This window comes from Streptococcus sanguinis (genome assembly GCF_050223295.1).
GTDB lineage: Bacteria > Bacillota > Bacilli > Lactobacillales > Streptococcaceae > Streptococcus > Streptococcus sanguinis_X.
In genome coordinates, this window is record NZ_CP071424.1 from 2,161,859 (window position 1) to 2,184,046 (window position 22,188).

General features: G+C 41.5%; 23 protein-coding genes, 1 tRNA gene and 1 pseudogene. 5 read left to right on the forward strand and 20 right to left on the reverse strand.

Going from position 1 to position 22,188, the window contains the following annotated elements:
- Nucleotides 1–3 precede the first annotated feature (3 nt).
- On the reverse strand, nt 4–474 hold the full coding sequence (locus J1C77_RS10615) for a DUF3013 family protein (RefSeq protein WP_002903459.1): 471 nt from the start codon (nt 472–474) through the stop codon (nt 4–6).
- An 87-nt stretch (nt 475–561) separates the two neighbouring features.
- Here J1C77_RS10615 and J1C77_RS10620 point away from each other — a divergent pair, with 87 nt between their 5' ends.
- Entirely contained in the window at nt 562–1,830 is a 1,269-nt protein-coding gene (locus J1C77_RS10620) for a replication-associated recombination protein A (RefSeq protein WP_002903461.1), read from the forward strand.
- Between the two features lie 265 nt (nt 1,831–2,095).
- Nucleotides 2,096–2,168, forward strand: a tRNA-Lys gene (locus J1C77_RS10625).
- A gap of 86 nt (nt 2,169–2,254) precedes the next feature.
- Here the strand turns inward: J1C77_RS10625 and J1C77_RS10630 are convergent.
- The 3 genes and pseudogenes from J1C77_RS10630 to J1C77_RS10640 all read right to left on the reverse strand — a co-directional run.
- Nucleotides 2,255–3,394: a site-specific integrase gene (locus J1C77_RS10630; RefSeq protein ID WP_002911106.1), complete on the reverse strand. Its 1,140-nt coding sequence runs from the start codon at nt 3,392–3,394 to the stop codon at nt 2,255–2,257.
- A 1-nt stretch (nt 3,395) separates the two neighbouring features.
- On the reverse strand, nt 3,396–3,587 hold the full coding sequence (locus J1C77_RS10635) for a DUF3173 domain-containing protein (protein ID WP_002911105.1): 192 nt from the start codon (nt 3,585–3,587) through the stop codon (nt 3,396–3,398).
- Nucleotides 3,572–3,847, reverse strand: a pseudogene (locus tag J1C77_RS10640) (replication initiator protein); the annotation flags it as partial. The gene J1C77_RS10635 and the pseudogene J1C77_RS10640, both read right to left, overlap by 16 nt.
- 216 nt (nt 3,848–4,063) lie before the next feature.
- On the opposite strand from J1C77_RS10640, the gene J1C77_RS10645 reads away from it, so the two are divergent.
- Both J1C77_RS10645 and J1C77_RS10650 read left to right on the forward strand, forming a co-directional pair.
- Nucleotides 4,064–4,579 carry a DUF308 domain-containing protein gene (locus J1C77_RS10645; protein ID WP_032915554.1) on the forward strand — a complete coding sequence of 172 codons (516 nt, stop codon included), beginning with the start codon at nt 4,064–4,066 and terminating at the stop codon, nt 4,577–4,579.
- Between the two features lie 448 nt (nt 4,580–5,027).
- Nucleotides 5,028–6,173, forward strand: a complete 1,146-nt coding sequence (locus J1C77_RS10650) for a low temperature requirement protein A (RefSeq protein ID WP_002923068.1) — start codon at nt 5,028–5,030, stop codon at nt 6,171–6,173.
- An 870-nt stretch (nt 6,174–7,043) separates the two neighbouring features.
- Here the strand turns inward: J1C77_RS10650 and J1C77_RS10655 are convergent.
- The 13 genes from J1C77_RS10655 to J1C77_RS10715 all read right to left on the reverse strand — a co-directional run bounded on the left by J1C77_RS10655 (nt 7,044) and on the right by J1C77_RS10715 (nt 19,647).
- A complete protein-coding gene (locus tag J1C77_RS10655; protein ID WP_002923063.1) occupies nt 7,044–8,897 on the reverse strand; it encodes a Cna B-type domain-containing protein in 1,854 nt (617 codons plus the stop codon).
- Between the two features lie 466 nt (nt 8,898–9,363).
- On the reverse strand, nt 9,364–10,986 hold the full coding sequence (gene groL / locus J1C77_RS10660) for a chaperonin GroEL (protein WP_002896724.1): 1,623 nt from the start codon (nt 10,984–10,986) through the stop codon (nt 9,364–9,366).
- A 23-nt stretch (nt 10,987–11,009) separates the two neighbouring features.
- On the reverse strand, nt 11,010–11,291 hold the full coding sequence (gene groES / locus J1C77_RS10665) for a co-chaperone GroES (RefSeq protein ID WP_002898579.1): 282 nt from the start codon (nt 11,289–11,291) through the stop codon (nt 11,010–11,012).
- Between the two features lie 208 nt (nt 11,292–11,499).
- Complete coding sequence (locus J1C77_RS10670) at nt 11,500–11,790, reverse strand: hypothetical protein (RefSeq protein WP_002901670.1); 291 nt, start codon at nt 11,788–11,790, stop codon at nt 11,500–11,502.
- 12 nt (nt 11,791–11,802) lie between these two features.
- Nucleotides 11,803–12,633, reverse strand: a complete 831-nt coding sequence (locus tag J1C77_RS10675; RefSeq protein ID WP_002923061.1) for a PTS system mannose/fructose/sorbose family transporter subunit IID — start codon at nt 12,631–12,633, stop codon at nt 11,803–11,805.
- A gap of 1 nt (nt 12,634) precedes the next feature.
- On the reverse strand, nt 12,635–13,492 hold the full coding sequence (locus J1C77_RS10680; RefSeq protein ID WP_004189597.1) for a PTS mannose/fructose/sorbose/N-acetylgalactosamine transporter subunit IIC: 858 nt from the start codon (nt 13,490–13,492) through the stop codon (nt 12,635–12,637).
- Nucleotides 13,493–13,519: 27 nt separating this feature from the next.
- A complete protein-coding gene (locus J1C77_RS10685; RefSeq protein WP_002896729.1) occupies nt 13,520–14,014 on the reverse strand; it encodes a PTS system mannose/fructose/N-acetylgalactosamine-transporter subunit IIB in 495 nt (164 codons plus the stop codon).
- A gap of 43 nt (nt 14,015–14,057) precedes the next feature.
- Entirely contained in the window at nt 14,058–14,495 is a 438-nt protein-coding gene (locus J1C77_RS10690; RefSeq protein WP_002923058.1) for a PTS sugar transporter subunit IIA, read from the reverse strand.
- 220 nt (nt 14,496–14,715) lie between these two features.
- Nucleotides 14,716–15,999, reverse strand: a complete 1,284-nt coding sequence (locus tag J1C77_RS10695) for an ABC transporter substrate-binding protein (protein ID WP_002923057.1) — start codon at nt 15,997–15,999, stop codon at nt 14,716–14,718.
- The gene (locus J1C77_RS10700) at nt 15,996–16,679 is read right to left on the reverse strand and encodes a response regulator transcription factor (RefSeq protein ID WP_002911094.1); all 684 of its coding nucleotides are present in this window, start codon (nt 16,677–16,679) and stop codon (nt 15,996–15,998) included. Before J1C77_RS10700 ends, J1C77_RS10695 begins: the two co-directional genes overlap by 4 nt.
- Complete coding sequence (locus J1C77_RS10705; protein WP_002896734.1) at nt 16,672–17,985, reverse strand: sensor histidine kinase; 1,314 nt, start codon at nt 17,983–17,985, stop codon at nt 16,672–16,674. Before J1C77_RS10705 ends, J1C77_RS10700 begins: the two co-directional genes overlap by 8 nt.
- Entirely contained in the window at nt 17,985–18,971 is a 987-nt protein-coding gene (locus tag J1C77_RS10710; RefSeq protein WP_002923055.1) for a substrate-binding domain-containing protein, read from the reverse strand. The genes J1C77_RS10705 and J1C77_RS10710 overlap by 1 nt, the downstream gene beginning before the upstream one ends.
- Nucleotides 18,972–19,251: 280 nt before the next feature.
- Nucleotides 19,252–19,647 (reverse strand): single-stranded DNA-binding protein, encoded by a 396-nt coding sequence (locus J1C77_RS10715; protein WP_002896737.1) that lies wholly within the window; start codon nt 19,645–19,647, stop codon nt 19,252–19,254.
- Nucleotides 19,648–19,775: 128 nt separating this feature from the next.
- Here J1C77_RS10715 and J1C77_RS10720 point away from each other — a divergent pair, with 128 nt between their 5' ends.
- On the forward strand, nt 19,776–20,363 hold the full coding sequence (locus J1C77_RS10720; protein ID WP_002923054.1) for a hypothetical protein: 588 nt from the start codon (nt 19,776–19,778) through the stop codon (nt 20,361–20,363).
- A 460-nt stretch (nt 20,364–20,823) separates the two neighbouring features.
- On the opposite strand, the gene ytpR is transcribed toward J1C77_RS10720, so the two are convergent.
- The 3 genes from ytpR to J1C77_RS10735 are packed head-to-tail and all read right to left on the reverse strand — an operon-like array spanning nt 20,824 to nt 22,066.
- Nucleotides 20,824–21,450 carry a YtpR family tRNA-binding protein gene (gene ytpR / locus J1C77_RS10725; protein WP_002901679.1) on the reverse strand — a complete coding sequence of 209 codons (627 nt, stop codon included), beginning with the start codon at nt 21,448–21,450 and terminating at the stop codon, nt 20,824–20,826.
- Entirely contained in the window at nt 21,447–21,782 is a 336-nt protein-coding gene (locus tag J1C77_RS10730; RefSeq protein ID WP_002901680.1) for a thioredoxin family protein, read from the reverse strand. Before J1C77_RS10730 ends, ytpR begins: the two co-directional genes overlap by 4 nt.
- A complete protein-coding gene (locus J1C77_RS10735; protein ID WP_032910658.1) occupies nt 21,779–22,066 on the reverse strand; it encodes a DUF4651 domain-containing protein in 288 nt (95 codons plus the stop codon). The genes J1C77_RS10730 and J1C77_RS10735 overlap by 4 nt, the downstream gene beginning before the upstream one ends.
- Nucleotides 22,067–22,188 lie beyond the last annotated feature (122 nt).

Here is a 22,188-nt window from a genome sequence, read left to right on the forward strand (position 1 = left end):
CTCCTAATACCTCGGATAAGGATAAAAATCCGTCTCAATCAACTCAGCTCTGCCATTTTCAAAAGCCTCTGCATTCCAAGCCATCTCAAACTCTGCTGCCTCTGGATCTGCTAAAAAGTCCATGAGTGCATCGAGACCAGACTCAGCCGTTTGGGTTAGGAAATCCACGAAATAAGCTAGAAACTCCCGTGACAGGCCCTTCTTAGGCTCATAGGGCAGGGCAGCCAGATAGTCCTCGGCCTCAAAACGAGACTTGGCCGGATTGTAGAAAAGCACGGCTTCCTCAAAGTAAATATCCTCAGCCGAAGCATTGCCCTCAGCATCAACCGTCTCAATCCCGCCTGAATTTTGCACCTCAAGGAGAAAGGCTACTTCCACCGCGTGATTCTTCTTGTCCCAGTTTATCTCATAGTCAAAAGGAAAGCTCTTCCCCATTTCCTCGTCCAATATCTCCAAAAAACCGTACTTAGCCATGATTTCCTCTTTTCATTGTGATAAAATATTACTATCTACAATAGTAACACAAAAAGCCAAGAAAAACACTTGCAGAAAGGAAATCTTATGCCAGAAAACCTAGCCCTGCGCATGCGGCCTACTGACATTGATCAGATCATCGGCCAGCAGCATCTGGTCGGACCTGGAAAAATCATCCGTCGCATGGTTGAAGCTAACCGCCTGTCCTCGATGATCCTCTACGGACCACCCGGCATCGGCAAGACCTCTATCGCCTCGGCTATTGCCGGCACAACCAAATTCGCCTTTCGGACCTTTAATGCCACCGTAGATAGCAAGAAACGCCTGCAGGAAATCGCTGAAGAGGCTAAATTTTCCGGCGGACTGGTGCTCCTGCTGGATGAGATTCACCGCTTGGACAAGACCAAGCAAGACTTCCTGCTGCCACTATTAGAAAGTGGTCTGGTCATCATGATTGGTGCGACGACAGAAAATCCTTTCTTTTCTGTCACCCCTGCTATCAGAAGCCGGGTTCAGATATTTGAGCTAGAGCCCCTCAGCAACGACGACATCCGGACAGCCATTCAGCTAGCCTTGACGGATATGGAGCGAGGATTTGATTTTCCAGTAGAGCTAGATGATGAGGCTCTGGATTTCATTGCCTTCTCTACCAACGGAGACCTGCGCTCCGCCTATAATTCACTGGACCTAGCCGTACTCTCTACCCCAGAAGATGGCAAGGGTATTCGCCACATCACGCTTGATGTCATGGAAAACAGCCTGCAAAAGAGCTACATCACCATGGATAAGGACGGGGATGGCCATTACGATGCCCTCTCTGCCCTACAGAAGTCCATCCGTGGCTCCGATGTCAATGCCAGTCTCCACTACGCAGCTCGGCTCGTTGAGGCAGGGGACCTGCCTAGCCTAGCTCGACGCTTGACCGTTATTGCTTACGAAGATATTGGTCTGGCAAATCCAGACGCTCAAGTTCATACCGTTACAGCTCTGGAAGCAGCTCAGCGGATCGGTTTTCCTGAAGCCCGTATCCTCATTGCCAATATTGTCATTGATTTGGCTCTATCGCCCAAGTCCAACTCAGCCTATCTGGCCATGGACAAGGCCCTAGCTGACTTACGAAAGAATGGAAATCTGCCCATCCCCCGACACTTACGAGACGGTCACTATGCCGGCAGCAAGGAATTGGGCAACGCACAGGACTATCTCTACCCTCACTCCTATCCTGGCAATTGGGTCAAGCAGGACTATCTGCCTGACAAGATTAAAGATGCCAATTATTTCACTCCTAATGAGAATGGCAAATACGAGCGAGCCCTTGGAATGACCAAGGATAAGATTGATGACTTAAAAAAATGATGACATCGTTTGCAAAAAATCACATTTTTCTCTTGAATTTTTCAAAATTTATGGTATTATAATTATAGAAACGCTGTGGTGTACGACTTCACACTTAAGTGTTGACCGACTATTTTTTGTATTATTAGGGAAACAAAAGACTTCTAACAGCATGCAAGCCGTGTCACGCGGAAGCAGCTTCAGTTAGAGCGAGTTGCCCACCTGCTTAATTGCGCGGGTTCAATACAAATCGTGAAGGTCCGGCACCAATACAGCTTTTTCTATTGCCTCCTTAGCTCAGCTGGCAGAGCAGCGGACTCTTAATCCGTGGGTCGCAGGTTCGATCCCTGCAGGGGGCATCTAAATCAACAGGAAAAAGCCTTGATTTATAAGGCTTTTTTGCTTGTCTATAACTGATTTGCCCCATCATTTGCCCCACATTTTTTTATGAGCAATCTTTCCAAACATCTCTAATTTGATTAAATTCTTCAAAAATTTTCTCTTCTAAAGTGTGTCCATATACTTCTACTAACATTGAAATATCTCTATGCCCTAGAATTTTTGCAATAACTCCAAGGTCAAATCCTTTGTGCCAGAGGTAGCTTCCATAGGTATGACGTGCTCCTTTTGTCGTGATAATTGGATAAATATCTAATTCATTTAAAAGAACACTCAAAGCTTTATTGACACTTGCAATATCTGGTACCAAGTGAATATATCCATAATGCTGAAAAATCATTTTATACCTATTCTTGATTCCTAGCTCTTTATTAGCCTTCTCCTGTTCAATTTTTAGGACTTGTAATATCTTAATACATTCTTCGTCTATCGGTACCATCCGAATAGACGTTTTATTTTTTGGAGGGACAAATTTATGAGAAAGGGTATTAAACCTCCTATATGTTTTTAGCAGTCCTCTGTCAAAGTCAACTTCATTCCAAGTTAACGCTATTAACTCTCCAAACCTCATGCCTGTTTTTAATAGAAAATAGACAATATAAGGAACAATTGAACGTTGGTAATCAAATTTTCTCTTTACTGCTAAAAGTAAATCCAGATAGTCCTTTTCTGTATGTAAATATTTCTCTTCTGTCATCTGTTGTTCTTTGGATGAAAATAACTCGACATGTTGTGTAAAATCATCTATTAGAACTTTGTCTGCAATTGCCATTTGGATGCTCTGATGAATCCCAGTATTCAATCTACCAAGAAAATTTCTACCAACTGTTTGTCCATACTTATTCATAATTCTTTGGTATTCACTCGCACGAATTTGAGTGACTTTTTTATTTCCAAATAATCTTTCAATTGTGTTTTTACGGAGAAGATATTTTTTCTTTGTCTCTTCCGACCTACTACTCGGTAGAATTTTTAGTTCAAGCCATTCTTGATACAGATCTACAAGAGAAATATCTCTAGAAATTCTTTTTCCTAAACGAAGTTCTTGCAGAATCGGTTCAGCTTCTGACTCTGCAAGTTTTTTTGTTTTAAAACCGCTATTATGAACAACAGTTTTCCCTTCGCTACGAATTTCATAGGTCCATAAATTACTATCTCCTCGCTTTCGATAACGAACACTTGCCATATTACGCCACCTCAGTTCCTAGAATCTCATTTACAACACTTTTTGGAACAACCATCAAACGTTTGCGATTATAAAATGTATAGCCTCGTGAGACAAGTAATTCTCTTGCCTGATGAATGATATCATTTGCTGTATGAGGGCGATAGCCCATTTCAATTAATTCTTTGTTACTAATTAAATTAATTGTCTCCATACTTTCATTCCACCAAATTCTTTTAAAGTATTAGGATTGAAATCAATTCGAATCAATTGTTCACCTCCATAAGTAGATAATTGGAAAAATATAATATTGAGCGAATCATACTCATTAAAAACTTTAGCTAAAGTAAAGACATCATCTCGTACGTTATCATATATTTCAAATGAATCAACTCTTGTACTTATTGCCTGTTTCAGATTTTTAAAAAGTCGTCTTAGGGAACCAGTGTCTGTATCCCAGATAACTGTTAATCTAAAGCGAGGATAACCTCGCTTCAGATTGAAGTTAAAATCTTTAGAAGACACTTTTATAAGGACTTTGTCTTCAATCTGTGAAAAGGAGTGAAAACTCCTTTTCTTTTTGTAAGTCAGACTGAAACTTCCAAATTGTTTATTTATTTTATTGACATTTTCTATAAAAATAAGTACAATAGTTTTATTAGCAAATTATACTATATAGGGGGTATTGAAATGAAATTTTCTAATCGTTTACTGCTATTCCTTGCAGGAGTTGTTTTTGTCCTTTTAGGACTTTTCCTATTTACAAACCCAGTAGCTAATCTTGTTGCTTACAGCTGGTGGATTTCATTTGGTTTACTGGTTTCTTCTATAGCAGCTATTTTAGGCTATTTCTCTGCACCAAAAGAGCTTCGCTCACCTGTTTATCTTTTCCAAGGATTTGTTAGTCTTCTCTTAGCTCTTTACCTCGTTGCTTATGGCTTTGTGACCCTGCCGGTCGTCATTCCGACCATTGTAGGAATTTGGTTAATTGTAGAAGCCATTATTGCTTTCTTTAAAGGCAATCGTCTAGGATTGATTTTCCCTATTATTGGTAGCAATATCATGTGGGTAGCCTTGCTTGAATTTTTACTAGGTCTAGTGATTCTGTTCAATCCAGTGGCTACAGGTGTCTTTGTCGTTTATGTCATTGCCTTTTCATTTTTAGTTACTGGCTTCACCTACATTATTGAGGCCTTTCGTAAATAGTCTAGTTGCTATTTCTATCGCATTCAAAAAAGCTGGGAAATCATATTCTCAGCTTTTTCGTCTCTTTACCTAACAAGAGGCAACCAACTATACACAGAAGATGGAAAAGAGTTGTATATTGATCCAACTTCTCAGAAAAGAACACTTCATACCCAATATGAACCTGGTTTTATTGAAGCAAGAGATAAATCTCCACTAGAGCTCTTAATTGAAAATAAGGAGCTATTAGATTAAATAAAAAAAGCGAGGATATCCTCGCTTTTCTATTGTAAAATCTTATTCTTCATTATCAATCATCAAACACTCTGCCTGTGAGTTGGTACATGAGGTAAATGTGCTCCAAGGTTTTGACAATTCGCGTCACATGAAGTTATTTAAGCATCTCCTTTTCTCTCATTACCATTTTCTGTTATAATAAATTGTACTTCTAAAATAGAAAGGTCTTAAGATGACAACTCTTATTAAACATAAACGTGTAGAATTTTCAGAACTTTTTTATGACTTAGTTTTTGTTTTTGCAATTTCAAAAGTAACTACTTTAATTGACCATCTTCATAACGGTATTTTGACTTGGAATTCTTTCCTTGATTTTTTCATTGCTACTTTGTTTCTCATCGATTCCTGGATGATTCAAACCGATTATACCAATCGCTATGGAAAGAACTCTTTATTTAACATAGTAATCATGTTTATCAAAATGGGAATTTTACTCTTTATAGCCAATATGATTGGACCTGATTGGCAACAATATTTTCATTATCTCTGTTGGGCTATTGGTACATTAACCCTTACCTTATTTTTTCAATATTTGGTTGAATTTTTTAGAAAATCAACCGATGATGCTAATCGGGAAAGTATCAAAGGTTTTCTATGGATAACAGGTCTAGGAAGTTTAGGATTCTATCTAGCAGCTCTTCTTCCTATTTACCTTAGAGTCTATATCTTATTTGCTAGTATTCTGCTAACATTTATTATGCCAAGTATCTTGCTTAATAAAGATAAGCATTACCAGGTAAATCTCCCCCATTTAATCGAGCGCATCTCCCTTCTTGTCATTATTATGTTTGGAGAGATGATTATGGAACTAGCTAACTTCTTTACAATCGAGAATTTCTCGATTTATTCGGTTCTTTATTTCATTATTATGCTTTCTCTGTTCTTGTTTTATTTTGGTCAATTCGACCATGCTATTGATGAAAAATCTAATCAAAAGGGACTATTTCTAATTTACAGTCACTATCCTATTTTCATTGGACTTATGATGATGACTGTATCGATGAGTTTTCTTCTGAATCCTGAAGCTAATCGTCTCTTTGCAACCATCTTCTCTTATATCGGATTTGGCCTCTTTCAAGCTGCTGTCCTAGTAAATGGACCCTATAACAAACACTATCTTCGCTATTCGAAAAGTTACTACTGTGTCCAAGCGACACTCTATCTGGCTGCCTTGATTCTCTCTTTAATCTTTGCTTCTAATCCTATAATAGTAGTGAGTATAACAACCATTTTAGCTCTAGCTATAGCCATTCATTTTATTTATTTTTATGTGACACAGAATAAAAAATATTCCAAATCTAACTGGGGGTTCTTTTAATGAGTTTATAACATAAAAAAGCTTTGGGAACCAAGGCTTTATATGATATCAATCACCGACCACGAAAATGTTTAGCTTACAGAACTGCTAGTGAAGCTCTAGAGGATGAGTTCGAGTAAATGTTGCACTTATTCTTGCAATTTATCATTTACTTGATGCACGAACTCGATATTTTTTTCGTTAATTTGTTTTTGCCCCACTTTTGCCCCATTTTTAAATCCTGACATTGAAAATACCTAAAAGTATTTCCCTAAAATCAGCTATATTTCAACATTTTTGTTTATTTTCAATATGAAAAGTTCTTACAAATTCATGCAGGGGGCATAGAAATAGATAAGAAAAAGCCTTGGTTTCAGGGCTTTTTTGTTTATTTAATCCCGCTTTTTTCAGCTCAATCATCTCCTTAAATTCAAAGTAGATTTTCCACAAAAAAATCCCCTTCCTTTAGACACAAGAAAGGAGGGGCATCGCATAGAAAAAACTACGAGAGAAGATTGAAGCAAAATATATTTGACGAAAACCTGATAAAGATGATCACACACCGAGCATATTCCTAAGGATGTCTTATAATTTTTTTGGTTTAGGAATTAAGAAAGATTATATATATCAAGTTTTGATGTACCTCACGCTTGCACATCAAAGCGGTCTTCCCCGTAGTTCTGAGCAACTAATTTGTTCTAGGAAACATCTTAGTTGCTTTTTATTTTAAAACAACTATATTACGGAACATCACAGTCTTGATTAACAAAAGGATACAAGATAGTGACTGATTGTAAAAAACATTCTTATTTCTTCTTTCTAAAAAGCGACCACTGCTAATCCGGGTTTGGAGTAAAAAATCTCTGTCCCTCAAAGGAACAGAGATGAAATTTATTTCTTCTTAGCACGGAAGACAATGAAGCCTACCAAGCCTACTAGAGCTACTCCAGCAGCAATCATGATCCAGCTAGCATTCTCACCCGCTTTAGGGAGAACTTTCTTGGTTCCAACATTAGAGGCATTTCCTCCGCCAGTACCATTGTCTGATTCGATGATCACAACAGTGCTTCCTGTAGTGCTGCTTGAGCTAGGAGTCGTGCTACTGCTACTTGAGCTAGAGCTAGAACTACTACTGCTGCTCTTAGAGCTATTGTCCGAGCTAGGTTTCGGCGGTTGCGGAACTCCTGGAACTGGTGTATTGGTAATGTTCATACCATCAACAGTAGCTGTATAACCATAAACACGGTCTTCAGTAACTGAGTAGACAATATCTTTTCCATCTTCACCAGTCGCTGGCAAGTCAGTGAACTCATACTTCCACTCACCCTTATCATTCGGACCAACTTCTTTATGAGCGACTTCAGTGCCATTTGCATAGAGACGAACGGTAATCTTGTCTGGGCGTTTGCCATCTTTATCGTTATCATCATTCCAAGTCTTGGTACCTGAAGCAGTAATCAATGCCTTACGGTTGGTAAAGTCTTTGTAAATAATACCAGAACCATAATTCTTGAGCTGAGCCGCATTGACCTGAATCTCTTCATCTGACAGTTGGTAACCTTCTGGTGCCTTGGTTTCCTTAATCAGATAATGCTCCTTAATCAAGTTGCTGAAAGAAGCAATCCCGTTAGCATCACTAGTTGCTTTTTGAACAATTGTCACACCATCTTCATCGTATAATGTGAATTCAGCACCTGCTAGGGCTTTACCAGCTTCGTCTTTTTTAGTCACCTGCACACCGTAGACATCCCCATGTGCATAGCCGTTTGCACGTTGGTAGCGGACAGCAACTGAAGATTTTTGCTCTTCGATATTATCTGCTCGCATGATTGCTTCGTTCGGGAAGACTGTTCCATCAGTCGGAACTGTAGGGAAGTTGACACGATAGCGAACATAGAAGCCTTCATTGGCACCAATATGCCCCATGTTAATGGTAAAGGAACGCTTGTCAGCAGCAAGATTAATCGTATAATTTGCTGTCACATCCTCGCGTTGCTGGCTTAGTCGGTAAGAGTTATCAGCCGGGTCAACAACCCATGAGCCTTTAAGAATTTGGAAGCTGTTGAGATCAATTTCTCCGGTATTAAAGCCCAGAGTATCTGAAATAACAACATTATCCAATTCTTGATTTTGTTGGTTGATATTCAGGCTGTAAGTAATGCTCTTGATATTATCCGCATTATTCCAGCCATATTTTATGAAAGTATAAGGAGTTGCTTGGCCAGGAAGACCTTTGTAGTCAATTTTTCCATACTCAACAATCTTCTTGCCAACGATAAGTTTCAGAGGAATAGAGCCTTTATCTCTAGCTACTGTATGATCAACGCGAGCTAAAAGATGAACTTTCCCTTCAATATGAGAGCGAGTCAGGACATAGTCTGTATAGGTCAGTGTAAGCTGTTTAGAGCTTGCATCAACAACAGCTGTCGCTACGAGATTGCCGTCATCATCTTTGACTTCAAAATCAGCTCCCTCCAAGGCAAATTCAGCAGGAAGTCCAATGGTCGTAGTATCTCCTGGCTGAACCTTGCCATAATTAAAGGCAAAGTTTGCGTCAATTTGGAATTTTTCCCAAGGGGAAAGGCCGTCAGTCAGTTCTTCACCCTTTTGATTGTAAACATTTACTGAGGTGATAACATCGTCTACCGTGTTAGCTCTGGCAGATTGACTGCTAGAAAACAGGCTAAAGAGGAGCACAAAGGCTACTGAGAAAAAGCGCGCAATAGTATGAGATATTCTTTTCATAAATAATCCCTCCGTTTTTTTCCTTTTTTCCTTTTTATTGAATATGTAAAAATATTAAAATTTCTTTACATTTCCAATATACTACATATATTAGACTAGCATACGATTGACTATAAGTCAACTATTTACCTTTACCAGTTCAGCTTTTGTCGACAATGTGTAAACCAGTTTATTTCTCCAAAAACCTTGTCATATAAGAATTGAAAACCGTTTCCTCCGTCATCTCCTTGTATTTTCTTGAAACAAAAATGTAATATTTGCCTGCATAATAAATGAACAAATATGAATTATATGACCATAAATATTCATATATATAAATTTGTTTTTAAAAATAAGCATAATTATTAATGCTTGCTACATAACTAGTCGCAATAAAAAAACTGAACAAATCTGCTCAGTTTTCTAATTGATAAATATAAGATAAAGATTATATCTAATTTGTAGAAATATATAATCTCATTATTTTCTACATCATACCGCCCATCATGCCTGGATCCATAGCTGGAGCTGGGCTTGCTGGTTCTGGTTGATTAGCCACTACTGCTTCGGTTGTCAAGATAAGACTGGCAACAGAAGCAGCATTTTGCAAGGCTGAACGGGTCACCTTAACTGGGTCAATGATTCCTGCCTCAATCATGTTAACCCATTCGCCAGTCGCGGCATTAAAGCCTGTACCAACTTCAGAGTTTTTCAGACGGTCAATGACGATTGAACCTTCAAAGCCTGCATTCAGAGCGATTTGACGAACGGGCTCTTCCAAGGCGCGGAGAACGATGTTACGACCAGTCGCTTCATCCCCTGCCAACTCAAGACCTGCGACAGCGTCCAGTACATTGATATAGGCCGTACCACCACCTGAGACGATTCCTTCTTCTACCGCTGCACGGGTTGCATTAAGGGCATCTTCGATGCGGAGTTTCATTTCTTTGAGTTCTGTTTCGGTTGCAGCTCCGACCTTAATCACAGCTACACCACCAGACAATTTAGCCAGACGTTCTTGCAGTTTTTCACGGTCAAACTCAGAAGTGCTACTTTCAATCTGTGACTTAATGACTGCCACACGGTTAGCAATGGCTTCAGGATTACCAGAACCTTCTACAATCACAGTGCTGTCTTTATCAACAGTGACTTTAGAAGCTTGTCCAAGCGCTTCAATCGTAGCGTCTTTGAGCTCTAGGCCGAGATCATCTGTAATCACTGTACCGCCCGTCAAGATAGCGATGTCTTCCAACATAGCCTTACGACGATCGCCAAAGCCTGGTGCCTTAACAGCTACGACATTAAAGGTTCCGCGAATCTTGTTAAGAACCAGCGTTGGCAGAGCTTCACCATCTACATCATCTGCGACAATCAAAAGCGGACGATTGGTCTTCAAGATATTTTCCAATAATGGCAGAATCTCTTGAATGTTAGAAATTTTCTTGTCAGTAATCAAGATGTAAGGATTGTCCAGTTCGGCTACCATTTTTTCATTGTCAGTTACCATATATTGAGACAGGTAGCCGCGGTCAAACTGCATCCCCTCAACTACATCCAGCTCAGTTTCCATCCCTTTGGACTCTTCGATAGTAATAACGCCGTCATTTCCAACTTTTTCCATAGCTTCTGAGATATATTCACCGACTTTCTCGCTGCGAGAAGAAACGGCAGCAACCTGAGCAATAGCTTCCTTGTTAGAAACTGGAACTGAGTTAGATTTCAGGGCCTCAACAGCTGTCGCAACGGCTGCTTCAATCCCGCGGCGGATACCAATTGGATTAGCACCAGCTGTAACATTCTTAATTCCCTCGCGAACGATAGCCTGTGTCAAAACAGTTGCTGTTGTTGTCCCATCACCAGCGATATCGTTGGTCTTTGAAGCAACTTCTGACACTAGCTTAGCGCCCATATTTTCAAAATGATCTTCCAGTTCGATTTCCTTAGCAATGGTCACACCGTCATTGGTGATAAGAGGTGAACCAAAGGATTTTTCCAAAACGACATTGCGGCCTTTAGGGCCCAAAGTCACCTTGACAGTATTTGCTAAGATGTCAACTCCACGAACCATACTGCTTCTTGCATCTGCTGAAAATTTAATATCTTTTGCCATTTTATTATTCCTCTCTTCTAATCTTACTCGACAACTGCTAGAATATTGGCTTCACTGACTAAGAGATAAGCTTCATCTCCGTCCTTGACTTCCACGCCTGCGTGATTTTCTACGAGAACCTTGTCCCCTTCCTTAACGCTCAGGGCTACCAGCTCACCGTTCAAAGTACGAATACCTTGTCCGACTGCTACAACTTCAGCTGTCTTAGTCGCTGCTTGGCCGTTGCCTGCAATAACAAATCCGCCAACTTTCTGCTCTTTTTCTTCTACTTTCAAGACCACACGGTCTCCTAATGGTTTTAACATAGTTTTCCTCCAAAGATTGAATTTTTAGCACTCTAAACTATCGAGTGCTAATCTATAGTTATTATTTTATCACTTGGTCAGAAATAGTCAAGAAAAAAAACGGCTAGATGAAAGAAAAATTTTATTTTTTTGCTTTACTTGCTCCTAAAGTCAAAGAAAAACAAGTCCGAGCTAAAATCCTCTCAGACTTGTCTTTAGGGGGGAATGTCTATCTTGCAAGTTTTAGTTTTGCTTCAAAATCATCAATCACTTTTTGCAGATTTAGGCGTCCTCTATAGATACCATAGCCAAACAAAAGCATGGCTAAGATACCAAGTAGAGCTAGGACGATTCCTGCAATCAGTGCTAGGAGATTGGTCTCATGAAAGAGATAAATCAGAACAAGACCGATGCTGGCAATGGCAAAGAAGAGACTGAACCAGCGTCCTAGATTTTCAATCATATGCTTCTGGTAGTGAATTTCTGTTTCATAGCCTTGAATCAATTCTTGTTCTGTCATGATCTTCTCCTTTTAATATTTCAATCCTGGGTTGAAGAAACCAACTAATACACCAACAAAAGCAACTACAACGAGGATGAGCATAACTTTGATTGGAGAAAAGTTTTTCTTCGCCATCAGCCACCAACAGAAGACGATAAAGAGTGCTGTCAAGAGACCAGGGTAGACACCATCTAACTGATCTTGCATGACCAAAAATGCTTTACCAGATGAATCTTTCAATTGGAAAGCCGTTTTTACTGGAACCCAAGTAGCAGCAACTGCTCCGATAACCATACCACCAACGATAGATACTGATTTACGGATAGCCTGTCCTTGAGGGCCTACCAAAAATTCAACAGCCTTATCACCTAATTCATAACCTTTGAAATAGGCAAATTTCATACCTGCATAGGCAAGTAAATTCCATACTACGATGTAGAAAATTGCACCTAGAGGTGAACCGCCATTAGAGAGTCCTAGGGCAATTCCTAGAATAATCGGAATCAAAGTACCAACAATAAGGGAATCCCCAATACCTGCAACCGGTCCCATAAGACCAGCCCGCAGTCCATTTATAGTTTCATCATCAACTCCATCAGCACCATTGGCACGTGCTTCTTCAAGACCAGCTGTAATCCCAACAATCAAAGCTCCCAGCTGAGGTTCTGTATTAAAGAAAGCAGTATATGTTTGCATAGCCTTTGCCTGCTCTTCTTTATCCTTATAAAGCTCCTCCACCACTGGTAACATAGAAGCTAAATAACCAAAGGTCTGCATGTGTTCTTGTGAAAAACAGGTTAGATTCCCATAGTACCAATGATGGAAAGATTTGCCTAAAGTTTTTCTCGTTAATTTCACCATCTTAAATATCCTCCTCATCATCGTCTTCAACAAAATCTGCATTTGTTCCCGCAGTAGCTTGCGCTCTTATATTTTTAGCCATTTGAATTTCATAAAACAGAACAGCGAAAATCAGAGAAACAACAGCACAAGAAACAAGATTCAGACCCAGAGAAGCTGCCAATGTAAAACCGACAAAGAAAGGAATGAAATCAACAGCTTTTTCAACAATTTGTTTTAAAAGGATAGCGATTCCGACACACGGAAGAAGTGAGCCAACTGTAAAGAGAGTTTTCATAGGAATTCCATCCAACGGTAGAGCTGATTTCAAAGTTGTTACAGCCTCAGCACCTAGTTTACACATGATGAGTGTAGGAAGGAATGAAAAAACCAAGTGTGAAATCCAAGGGAAACCCCAATCGACTACATATAGCTTTTTAAAATCCTTTTTTTCTACTGCTTTCCAACCAATATGCTGCCAAAGCAGATTCATAGTTGCTGTACCATAGAAGAGTACTGTACCAACTGTTCCTACTAGAGTTCCCATTGATTTTGCAAGATTTGCTGCATCAGCAGAATCTAAAGTTAAACCTTGTGTCTTAATGGCAACCATAGCAAGTGGAATCCCGATGTAAGAAACAGCTCGCACATCAGCAGAGACAGTACCACCAGGAGTGACCAAAGCGATGTAAACCAATTGCATAGCAACTCCACAAACAATACCGAGCTTAATATCTCCTAAGATAAGACCAGATATTAAACCTCCTACTAAGGGACGTCCTAATGTATAGTTACCAATAGATGTACCACCCAAACCAGGCATAGATGACAGACATGCAAATAATCCCAGTAAAGCGGCTTGCAGCCAAGAAATTGTCATAATAGACTCTCCTTTTCATTATTGTAATTAAAAACCAAATTTAGACTTGAAATCGCTCCAGTAACCGATGGAAACATCAGGCAAGAGCTGGAATTTGACTTTGTAGCCAGCTTTTTCAATCGCTTCAATCGCTTCTGCCTCTTCCTGAGTTATGGACTGGTTGTTGCCCAGCTTAACAGCTCCCGGACGGTCATTAGCAGGACCGACGATGATTTCCTTAACATCCCCAGGTACAAAACCTTGATCTACTAGGATTTCCTTCATGTCCACGGGATTTTTTGTAATGAGGAAATAGCGACTGTCTGACTCTGTGACCTTGCCTGATTTTTCCTTGAAGGCTTCCTTGGTCCAAACAAAAGTCTTCTTGTCAGAAGCTCCCTTGTAGGCCTGAATCAAAACCTTGTTTCCTGCCGCAGCATTATTAACTGCAATCAGGCCATCACAAGGATATTCCTTAGCCCAGCGAGTGACTGTTTGACCGTGGATCATGCGGTCGTCAATCCGTACAAATGATACTGTCATCTTTAAAATCTCCTTTTATCTTTTATAATATATGGTGGAAGCACTAAATGTCGTCATCATCTTCGTCAGCTGCATCACTTACGACTTCAAATTCCTGCAAAGCAGCTGTGGCCTCGGAAAGGATGGCCTGAGCCAGCTCTTTTCCGTCTAAGATGTCTTTCATAACCAAGCCAGTCAGTCCCATGGTCAGGTTCAAACCGCCCAAGATAACTGCTGAGTCGAGCTTACCCATGTCAGCTAAGACGCTAGCTGCTGTCGTCAGAGGACTGCCTCCTACAATATCAGCCAGAACTAAGACACTGTCATCAGCGCTTAAGCCAGACAAGGCCTGAGTAAAATCAACTGCAAAATCATCAACTGACTTGCCCTCCTGAAGACCGACCGCAATCACCTGATCCGTCTTGTCTCCGGCAAACATCTTCAAGGAACTCTGCACGCCTGCAGCCAGTCCCCCATGGCTGACCAGTACAAGGTATTTCATCTTTCCTGCCTCCTTTATCCTTCAATTTCTTAGCCAAGTCAGGCTTTAGATGACGAAGGATTTATTGATGATTTTATTGTACAGAATATGGAACCGGTTTCATATTGTCAAATGTCACTTTGCCCAGATGACATTTGTTAGGAAAAATATGACATTTGTCATATTGGTCTAGTCAGCTGTGCTTTTTTCTGGCTTAATTAGCAATAAAAAAGAAAGCAGATTATTTTCCGCTTTCTATTTCTCTTTGAATGCTCGGTAGGGCGCTGTCAATCTCTTGATTCTGCATAGCATTTTGAATCAGATAGTCCATCCGGTCCATCGTATGACGGTCTACTTCTAGACTGATGTCAATGATAGAGCGATTCATCATGTGGTCTAGCCTCTCAGAAGTCAAGGAATCCAAGCCAAAATCATCAGCTTGTAAGATTTCTCTAGCCTGTTGACTTTTCACTACAGATGGTAAAACTGAGGTCCCCTGCGACTTTTCAAACAAGGCCTGCTGACTTTCTTTGTCCTGTGACAGCAAGAGCATAAATTCCCAAGCCAGCTTCTCTTGCTTGGTATTGGAAGACATGGCAAAGAGCGAGGTCTTAACCTGCGTTCCCATCACCTGGCTATTGGCTGTCGGCATCGGTATACAGGTCCAAGAAAAGCTAGAATACTTGGCAACATGGTAAGGGTAGGGCTTGTAGGTCCGATACTGGGCCAGACTCATAGGATAGAAAGCCACGCGCCCCTCATCAAAATCATTAGAAGTCACCTTATAGTGCTGGCTGAGCATATCTAGCTTGCTCATAAAGGCCAAGGCTTGGTGCATCTCTGAACTGTCTACATTGATACCGGATTTATCGGTAAGATGGCCGCCATAAGCTACCAGAGCTTGCTGCCAAGTGTAATCCGTAATACCGTACTGGTCCACCATACCATCACCATTGGTATCCTTTGTCACTTTCTTGCAAATCTCATAGAAATCCGCCAGGGTCCAACCTGACTCAGGAATGCTAATTCGTTCTTTTTCAAGCAGGTCTTTATTGACACACATCATGATGGGATTGCTCTCAACTGGAAGAGCATAGCTGACTCCCTGATATTGCCCAGCTTCATAAGCCACCGGATAAAAAGCCTTTCGTTCATCATCCGTTAAAAGGGTATCCAAGGATTTGAGCGCGCCAGTCGAAGCCAACATGCTAAAGTCGTTTTCCGGTACCATAAAGAGATCTGGCTGCTCGCCTTTCAAGACTTGCTCAGCCAGCCAGTCAGCGTAATCATCCTTGGGAATACCGCTTTCATAGACGACCTTGACATGAGGATGCGTCTTTTCAAATTTTTTAATCAAGCTGTCCAAGACCTTGTTTTCGCGGCTGTTAGGCACATCCCAGCTAGAGCCAGCATAGACACCGATACGCAGGACTTTTTCCTGAGCTGAAGCCCAAAAGACAAAAGCCAAAGCAACAGATATGATCAGGACAACCAGCAGGGCCAAATGTCTCAATCTCCACTTCATTTGTCGTTTTCCTTACTAAAATCTCTCTGGGTGACTCCGGTCTGCACAGCCCAGATAGCCAGCTGGGTTCGGTCACGCAAGTTGAGCTTGGCTAGGATGCCTGACAGGTAATTTCGGACTGTCCCTTCTGATAGAAAGAGCTTGGCTGCAATTTCTTTATTAGAAATCCCAAAGCCAATCTGCTGGATAATCTTCCACTCCGTCCGGCTCATGTCCTCTATATTTTCTTCCGTCACTGTGATAGCAAAGTTGGACTGAGCCATCTGTGAAAAGATTTTGAAGACCTTGGTGGCAATATTGGGATTGATCATAGCTCCGCCTCGATAGACTGTCTGAATAGCTTCGTGAAGTTCTTCTGTCGAAACCCCTTTGAGAATATAACCAGACGCACCGTATTTGAGAGCGGAGAAGATAAATTCATCGTCATCAAAGGTCGTCAGAATGATAATCTTAACATCTGGATACTGCTCCTTGACAGCCTTGGTACAGAGAACACCGTCCATGACTGGCATGCGAATATCCATCAAAATCACATCTGGGCGCACCCGATGAAGCTTTTCCAGCACTTCCTTGCCGTCTCCGACTGTCCCGACAACCTCAATATCTGCGTGGGCAGACAGGATGATTTGCAGAGACTCGCGAATCAAGGCCTGATCGTCTGCTATTAAAACCTTAATCATGTCTTCCTCCTATTTTTGGGATTTCGATATGCGTGTAGAAACCGTCCCGATTTTCAAATCGGACGCTTCCGCCAATAATCATTAGGCGCTCCTGCATCTGCTTGAGGCCATAGCCATAGTGGAGTTCATCAAAACCAACACCATCATCCTGAATGGTCATTACATAGGACTCTTCCTCCAGCAACTCAATCCAGATAGTCTTGGCATGCCCATGGCGGACAGAGTTGGTAATAGACTCCTGAATCACCCGGAAGACAATGTCTTCCTTGGCGATATCCAAGTCAATATTATCCCATTCGTAACGGAGATGAATCTCCAAATTGGAGATGGCTTCATACTCACGGATAATCTTAATCAGAGCTTCCTTCAAAGTGTTATTTTCCAGAGCTCCCGGCCGCATTTTATTGAGCGAGCCTCGGACATCACGGATACCGTCTCGAACGACGACTGAGACATTATTGAGCTGCTCCTTAGCCCGATTGGTATCAATATCAACCAAGACCTTGACCGCATCAATACCCGCTGAAATTCCCGTCAGGGCATGGCCCAATGTATCATGAATTTCTCTGGCAATCCGCTTCCGCTCTCGATCTTCTGCTATTTTCTCAGACAAAGCCAGATAAGAGTTCAACTCGCGATTAGCCTGAGAAGCCATGCGCAGCTCTTCCTCAATCCGATGACGCTCTGTAATAGCCGACAAGATATAGAAGAGCAAGGAAATCATAAAGACAACGATATTGAGAGAGTAGAGAAAGTTCTTACCAAAAAGCAGTAACAGCCGAACGGACTCTGGGTAAAACCGAATATAGGTATCTAGAGAAGGCAGCTTGATAAAGAGCGACATGAGGTCATAGTTGGACAAGAGCAGCATGCCAAAGCTCAAAATAATGAAAGAAAACCAGTACTTCTTGTCCTTGGAAGAATTGAACTCCTTAGAGCCATAGAAAATATCCGCAAACACCAAGAGGATCAAGCCATTGTAGGACGAGTGCAAGACGGAAAAGATGACCAGCATGAGCAGGATTTCAATAATAGTCGCCTTGTCATAGACGGACAGCTGATTGGGGTGGCGCTCCCGGTAGTACATGACCAAAAGCAGACTGCCATAGAGGCTAATTGATACCCAGAAAATCAAGCTGGGAGAGCCCGGAATGGCATCCAAACGCTCCAAAAGCGAGTGACTGAAACCCTTAGCCGCTACATAGTTGGTCGCAAAGAGATAGATAGACGCATTATAGACAATGGCAACCAGATTGATGACCATCAGGGCTATTTTGCTGTAAAATATACTTTTTTGAGGTCTCATTATTGCCACCCTGTAACTGTGTATTGGCTGATATTATCTCTGTTGACTAAGTGAACGGGAATCAGGTATTGGCTGTCGTAGGGTTTCCCCTCTTGCATCAGCTCAATTACCTGCGCCACCTTGCGTCCCATCTGAATGGGCGATTGGGCCACAGTTCCCTCTATATCGCTAGTCGTAGCCAGAAAGTTTTTGATATCTGGTGAACCATCCACGCCATAGATTGAGATTTTCTTATCAAGACCTTGATTTTTAATAGCAGCCAAGGCCCCGATGGCTGCTCGATCATTGAGCGCCATAACTACATTAAAGTCTAAACCTTCATCCAGAGCCCCTTTGACCTGCGGCATGGTTTCCTCAGTCTGGCCTAGTGTTTCTTTCTGGGAAATAATCTTGTAGCTAGGCTGTTTTTCAATCGTATCAATAAATCCCTGAATCCGGTCCATGGCCGAGACGGCATTGCGGTGCTCTAGAAGGAGAATATTGGCAGAAGGCAGACGCTTCATCATGTCCTGGGCAATCAGGACGCCTGCTTGGTAGTTATCAGACACAATGGTCGTATCCACTTTTACATCCTGACTGATAGGCGCATCCACTACGATAATTTTAATCCCAGCTTTCTTGGCCTTTTGAAGAGAGGAAATAATACTTGGACTATTGCTTTTTACCGGATTGATGACAATGACATCAACCTTTTCTCGGACAAAAAAGTCAATCTGCTGGCTCTGCTTGCCCTCATCCAGCTCAGGATCCCGAACGTAGAGCCTGCTGCCCTGCTGGTTGGTTTTCTTCTCCAGCTCCGCATTTAAGGTCTTGTAAAAGTCATTGTTCATGGTCATGTAGGTCACCCCGATCTTGACCTGCTTCTCATCTGGCAGAACGCCCTTGAAATAAACAAAAAGCAAACTCAAGATAAGCAGAATGAAAAGCGGCCAGAGAGCCTTTTTCTGATAATGCTGTATCCGTTTTTTGACCTTAGCTGATACCATTTTCCACCCCCTATGCCGCAAGCGCCTTTATGAAACATATAGGATTATTATATTACAAAGCCGCCAAAAAGCAAAATCTTTCCAGAAATGGCTATAATAAAAGAGGCGAGACAGAATCTAAAAAATCCATGATTTTTGATTCTTGGTCCCACCTCGGCAATCATAATTAAACTTTTAAAAGCTTGATAGAAATAGACTTTCAGTCAAACAGATCTTGCATCCTGCAAAACCGAATGATGATTTTTTAGAGCAAGGTCATTTCCCAGTCTTTGCCTCTTGCTTAAAAGGGAAGTTCCTCTTCTTCCAACACCAAATCTGCTAAATCAGCTCCGCTATTATTTTCACGCAGAGCGCGCTGGGCCCGACTTTCCAAGAGCTGAAAGCTATGACAGAGCACCTCTGTCACATAATGAGTCGCCCCCTCCTTCTCATAGCGACGAGTCCGTAGCTCACCATCCAGAGAAATCAAGCTGCCCTTACTTGCATAGCTGGCTAAAGTCTCAGCTAGACGACCCCAGACAACCACATTTACAAAATCCGCCTCACGCTCACCGCTCTGAGATTTATAACGGCGATTAACCGCGACCGTTGCACGAGCCACAGATTTTTCATTCGCAGTCTTGTGCAGTTCAGGTGTAGCCGTCAGCCGGCCGATTACAATTACTTTATTATACATTTTATATCCTCCTAACTTATCATTCGTAATAGGAGGCAAAAAGTGAAAAAAATGTGGTATAGTATAGATAAAAAGGAAAGTTGCAGCTTCTGCCCCTTTCCTACTAGACTTGTACAACGGAGGCTCCGATGACCATTAAACATTCGCCTGTGAAAAATATTCTTTTTCTCCTGATTTCTCTGTGGTTCGGGGGCTTTTCTGTCTTAGCTGCCGTAGACTATCTGACCAGCTCCAACCCCTACAAAGACACTAGTTTCTTTGTCCTTAGTCTGCTAGTTGCTGCTTTCTTCTCACTGCTCCTTATCTTTGCTATTCGCAGACTAACCATTCATGCGACTATCCTCTCCTTTGACCACGAATATGTAACCTACCATTATAGCGGACTCTTATCAGCTACCACCTACTGCATTCCTATGCAGCAGATTAGTCATGCTCGCTACAGCCGAGACAGTGAAGAATCCGAGATTAGTCTTTGGATGAAGGACGGTTTCCATGACTTTGCAGCCTTTAATCATCCCCGCCATAAGATTTATGCCTATCCTGACAGCCAGCTCATCGGCATTGTTTTCAAGAGAAAGCGCCTCAAAGCATGGGAAGACCACAGCCTAAACAGCCTTATCTACCAATACAAATACAGCACTCCGAGCCAGATTCCCACAGCCACTCCTCAATCATCAACCGACTCGCAAAGCAATAGCGACAGCGTCTTCTTTTGAGAAATCCTGTAAATTTCACATCAAATCACTTTAGATTATGGAGGATATTTAATGGTTTATATAGCATTTACTTATTCCATTCTTTTATTACTTTCAACCTATTATGGTTACAAAAAGGGCATGGGAATATCCAGAATTTCATTAGTCATAAGCTCGCTTTTATTTCTCTCAACCTTTCTTCATCTAATTTTCTTAAATACTTTCTTAAAAACCTTGATATCAATACTGTTACTGTTAGTCTCAGTAAGTTATTTCCTTGACAGAAAAAAGAGTAAGAAGCAGATTCATTATCCTCATCATTGTATTCGATTAATTTTTCATGTATTCATAATTTATTTTCTATACCATTAGTTTAAGATAAAGTTATTACCAAAAAAATAGAGTGAAACCAATTGTAGGACGATTTCACTCTATTTTTTGTTTTAGACTGTGCTGTAGCACATTACTGATGTTAAATTCTTTATCCCTGCCAATGTTTGGCTGGGTCAAAGGCAGTTCCAACTAGTTCGCTATCAGCTAATTCGATGATGCCACGTTTTTGAGGCGCATTCGGCAGCTGAAGTTCCCGTGGGCTGCACATCATACCAAAACTCTTTTCGCCTCGAAGTTCTCCAGGAAAAATCAAATTCCCTTTAGGCATCATGGCACCCGGCAGAGCCACAATCGTTTTGAGGCCGACTTTGGCATTAGGAGCACCGGCCACGATTTGAACAGTCTTATCAGCAGCTACCTGCACTTGGCAGATATTCAGGTGGTCACTATCTGGATGAGCTACCATATCAACGATTTCTCCAACCACAAACTTCGGTTGGCTGTCATTAACCAAGTCCGCTGGGAAGCCTGCCTTGCTCAACTCCTGATTGAGAATGGCCACTTGCTCATCTGTCAAAAAGACCTGTCCGCGCTCTGCAATTTCAAAAAGGTCAGACTGCTCAAAAATATTCCAAGCTACAGTCTGGTCATTGTCTTCACGGTAAACACGCGCTACCCGTCCCTTGCGCTCAGCCGCCAGTTTAGCTCCTTGATTGTCCGCAGCAATAATCATCAGCACGTCACCGACATATTCTTTATTATAGGTAAAAATCATTTTACGCTCCCTTTTTCTCTTATACTAGCTAAAAATTCATTGATTTGACCCTTGGTCTTGCGGTCACGATTGACCAGACGGCCAATCTCCTGTCCCTTTTCCAGCACTACTAAGCTGGGAATCCCGTATACGTCCCACTCTTTGGCCAGATCCAAATAGGCATCACGGTCCACTTGGATAAAGCGATAGTCAGGATTTTCCGCTTCTATCTCTGGCAGAAAAGGTTTGATAAATCGGCAATCTCCGCACCAGTCAGCCGTGAAAAAGAAGACAGTCTTCTCCCCATCATTGACATAAGAAGCCAATTCCTCTATATTTATAGGAACAATCATACTTCTTCCTCGTAGCTTAGCTGACCATTTTCATAGACAAAAGCAAAATGACGGTCATCCTCTAAGACCAGACCGCCAACCAAGCGGTCATCTGTGGACTCGTAGAGCTTGACATAGAGACAGGAAATACTACCCTGACTGGAAAAGAAATCTCGCACAAGCTCGACGATTTCCTCCCGATTACGCAGTCTTTTCTGTTCCTGTACGACTTTGGCTGCCCCGAAAGCCAGCGCTCCAGCCCCCAAAAGGGCGGTTGTGGTTAAAATGATTTTTTTAGCTTTCATGTAGAATATTTTAACACAAAAGAGCAGAGGCGACAAACAATATTCCAGATTTTCCTGGGAGAAGCTGGATTCTTGAATGGGCAGTCCTGTTGATTCAGGCAAGCTACAAGATTTCCCTACTC

Excerpts from the sequence above, each read along its gene's own strand:
- J1C77_RS10615 (WP_002903459.1), bottom strand. The coding sequence starts at position 474 with ATGGCTAAGTACGGTTTTTTGGAGATATTGGACGAGGAAATGGGGAAG.
- J1C77_RS10620 (WP_002903461.1), top strand. The coding sequence starts at position 562 with ATGCCAGAAAACCTAGCCCTGCGCATGCGGCCTACTGACATTGATCAG.
- J1C77_RS10630 (WP_002911106.1), bottom strand. The coding sequence starts at position 3,394 with ATGGCAAGTGTTCGTTATCGAAAGCGAGGAGATAGTAATTTATGGACC.
- J1C77_RS10635 (WP_002911105.1), bottom strand. The coding sequence starts at position 3,587 with ATGGAGACAATTAATTTAATTAGTAACAAAGAATTAATTGAAATGGGC.
- J1C77_RS10645 (WP_032915554.1), top strand. The coding sequence starts at position 4,064 with ATGAAATTTTCTAATCGTTTACTGCTATTCCTTGCAGGAGTTGTTTTT.
- J1C77_RS10650 (WP_002923068.1), top strand. The coding sequence starts at position 5,028 with ATGACAACTCTTATTAAACATAAACGTGTAGAATTTTCAGAACTTTTT.
- J1C77_RS10655 (WP_002923063.1), bottom strand. The coding sequence starts at position 8,897 with ATGAAAAGAATATCTCATACTATTGCGCGCTTTTTCTCAGTAGCCTTT.
- groL (WP_002896724.1), bottom strand. The coding sequence starts at position 10,986 with ATGGCAAAAGATATTAAATTTTCAGCAGATGCAAGAAGCAGTATGGTT.
- groES (WP_002898579.1), bottom strand. The coding sequence starts at position 11,291 with ATGTTAAAACCATTAGGAGACCGTGTGGTCTTGAAAGTAGAAGAAAAA.
- J1C77_RS10670 (WP_002901670.1), bottom strand. The coding sequence starts at position 11,790 with ATGACAGAACAAGAATTGATTCAAGGCTATGAAACAGAAATTCACTAC.
- J1C77_RS10675 (WP_002923061.1), bottom strand. The coding sequence starts at position 12,633 with ATGGTGAAATTAACGAGAAAAACTTTAGGCAAATCTTTCCATCATTGG.
- J1C77_RS10680 (WP_004189597.1), bottom strand. The coding sequence starts at position 13,492 with ATGACAATTTCTTGGCTGCAAGCCGCTTTACTGGGATTATTTGCATGT.
- J1C77_RS10685 (WP_002896729.1), bottom strand. The coding sequence starts at position 14,014 with ATGACAGTATCATTTGTACGGATTGACGACCGCATGATCCACGGTCAA.
- J1C77_RS10690 (WP_002923058.1), bottom strand. The coding sequence starts at position 14,495 with ATGAAATACCTTGTACTGGTCAGCCATGGGGGACTGGCTGCAGGCGTG.
- J1C77_RS10695 (WP_002923057.1), bottom strand. The coding sequence starts at position 15,999 with ATGAAGTGGAGATTGAGACATTTGGCCCTGCTGGTTGTCCTGATCATA.
- J1C77_RS10700 (WP_002911094.1), bottom strand. The coding sequence starts at position 16,679 with ATGATTAAGGTTTTAATAGCAGACGATCAGGCCTTGATTCGCGAGTCT.
- J1C77_RS10705 (WP_002896734.1), bottom strand. The coding sequence starts at position 17,985 with ATGAGACCTCAAAAAAGTATATTTTACAGCAAAATAGCCCTGATGGTC.
- J1C77_RS10710 (WP_002923055.1), bottom strand. The coding sequence starts at position 18,971 with ATGGTATCAGCTAAGGTCAAAAAACGGATACAGCATTATCAGAAAAAG.
- J1C77_RS10715 (WP_002896737.1), bottom strand. The coding sequence starts at position 19,647 with ATGTATAATAAAGTAATTGTAATCGGCCGGCTGACGGCTACACCTGAA.
- J1C77_RS10720 (WP_002923054.1), top strand. The coding sequence starts at position 19,776 with ATGACCATTAAACATTCGCCTGTGAAAAATATTCTTTTTCTCCTGATT.
- ytpR (WP_002901679.1), bottom strand. The coding sequence starts at position 21,450 with ATGATTTTTACCTATAATAAAGAATATGTCGGTGACGTGCTGATGATT.
- J1C77_RS10730 (WP_002901680.1), bottom strand. The coding sequence starts at position 21,782 with ATGATTGTTCCTATAAATATAGAGGAATTGGCTTCTTATGTCAATGAT.
- J1C77_RS10735 (WP_032910658.1), bottom strand. The coding sequence starts at position 22,066 with ATGAAAGCTAAAAAAATCATTTTAACCACAACCGCCCTTTTGGGGGCT.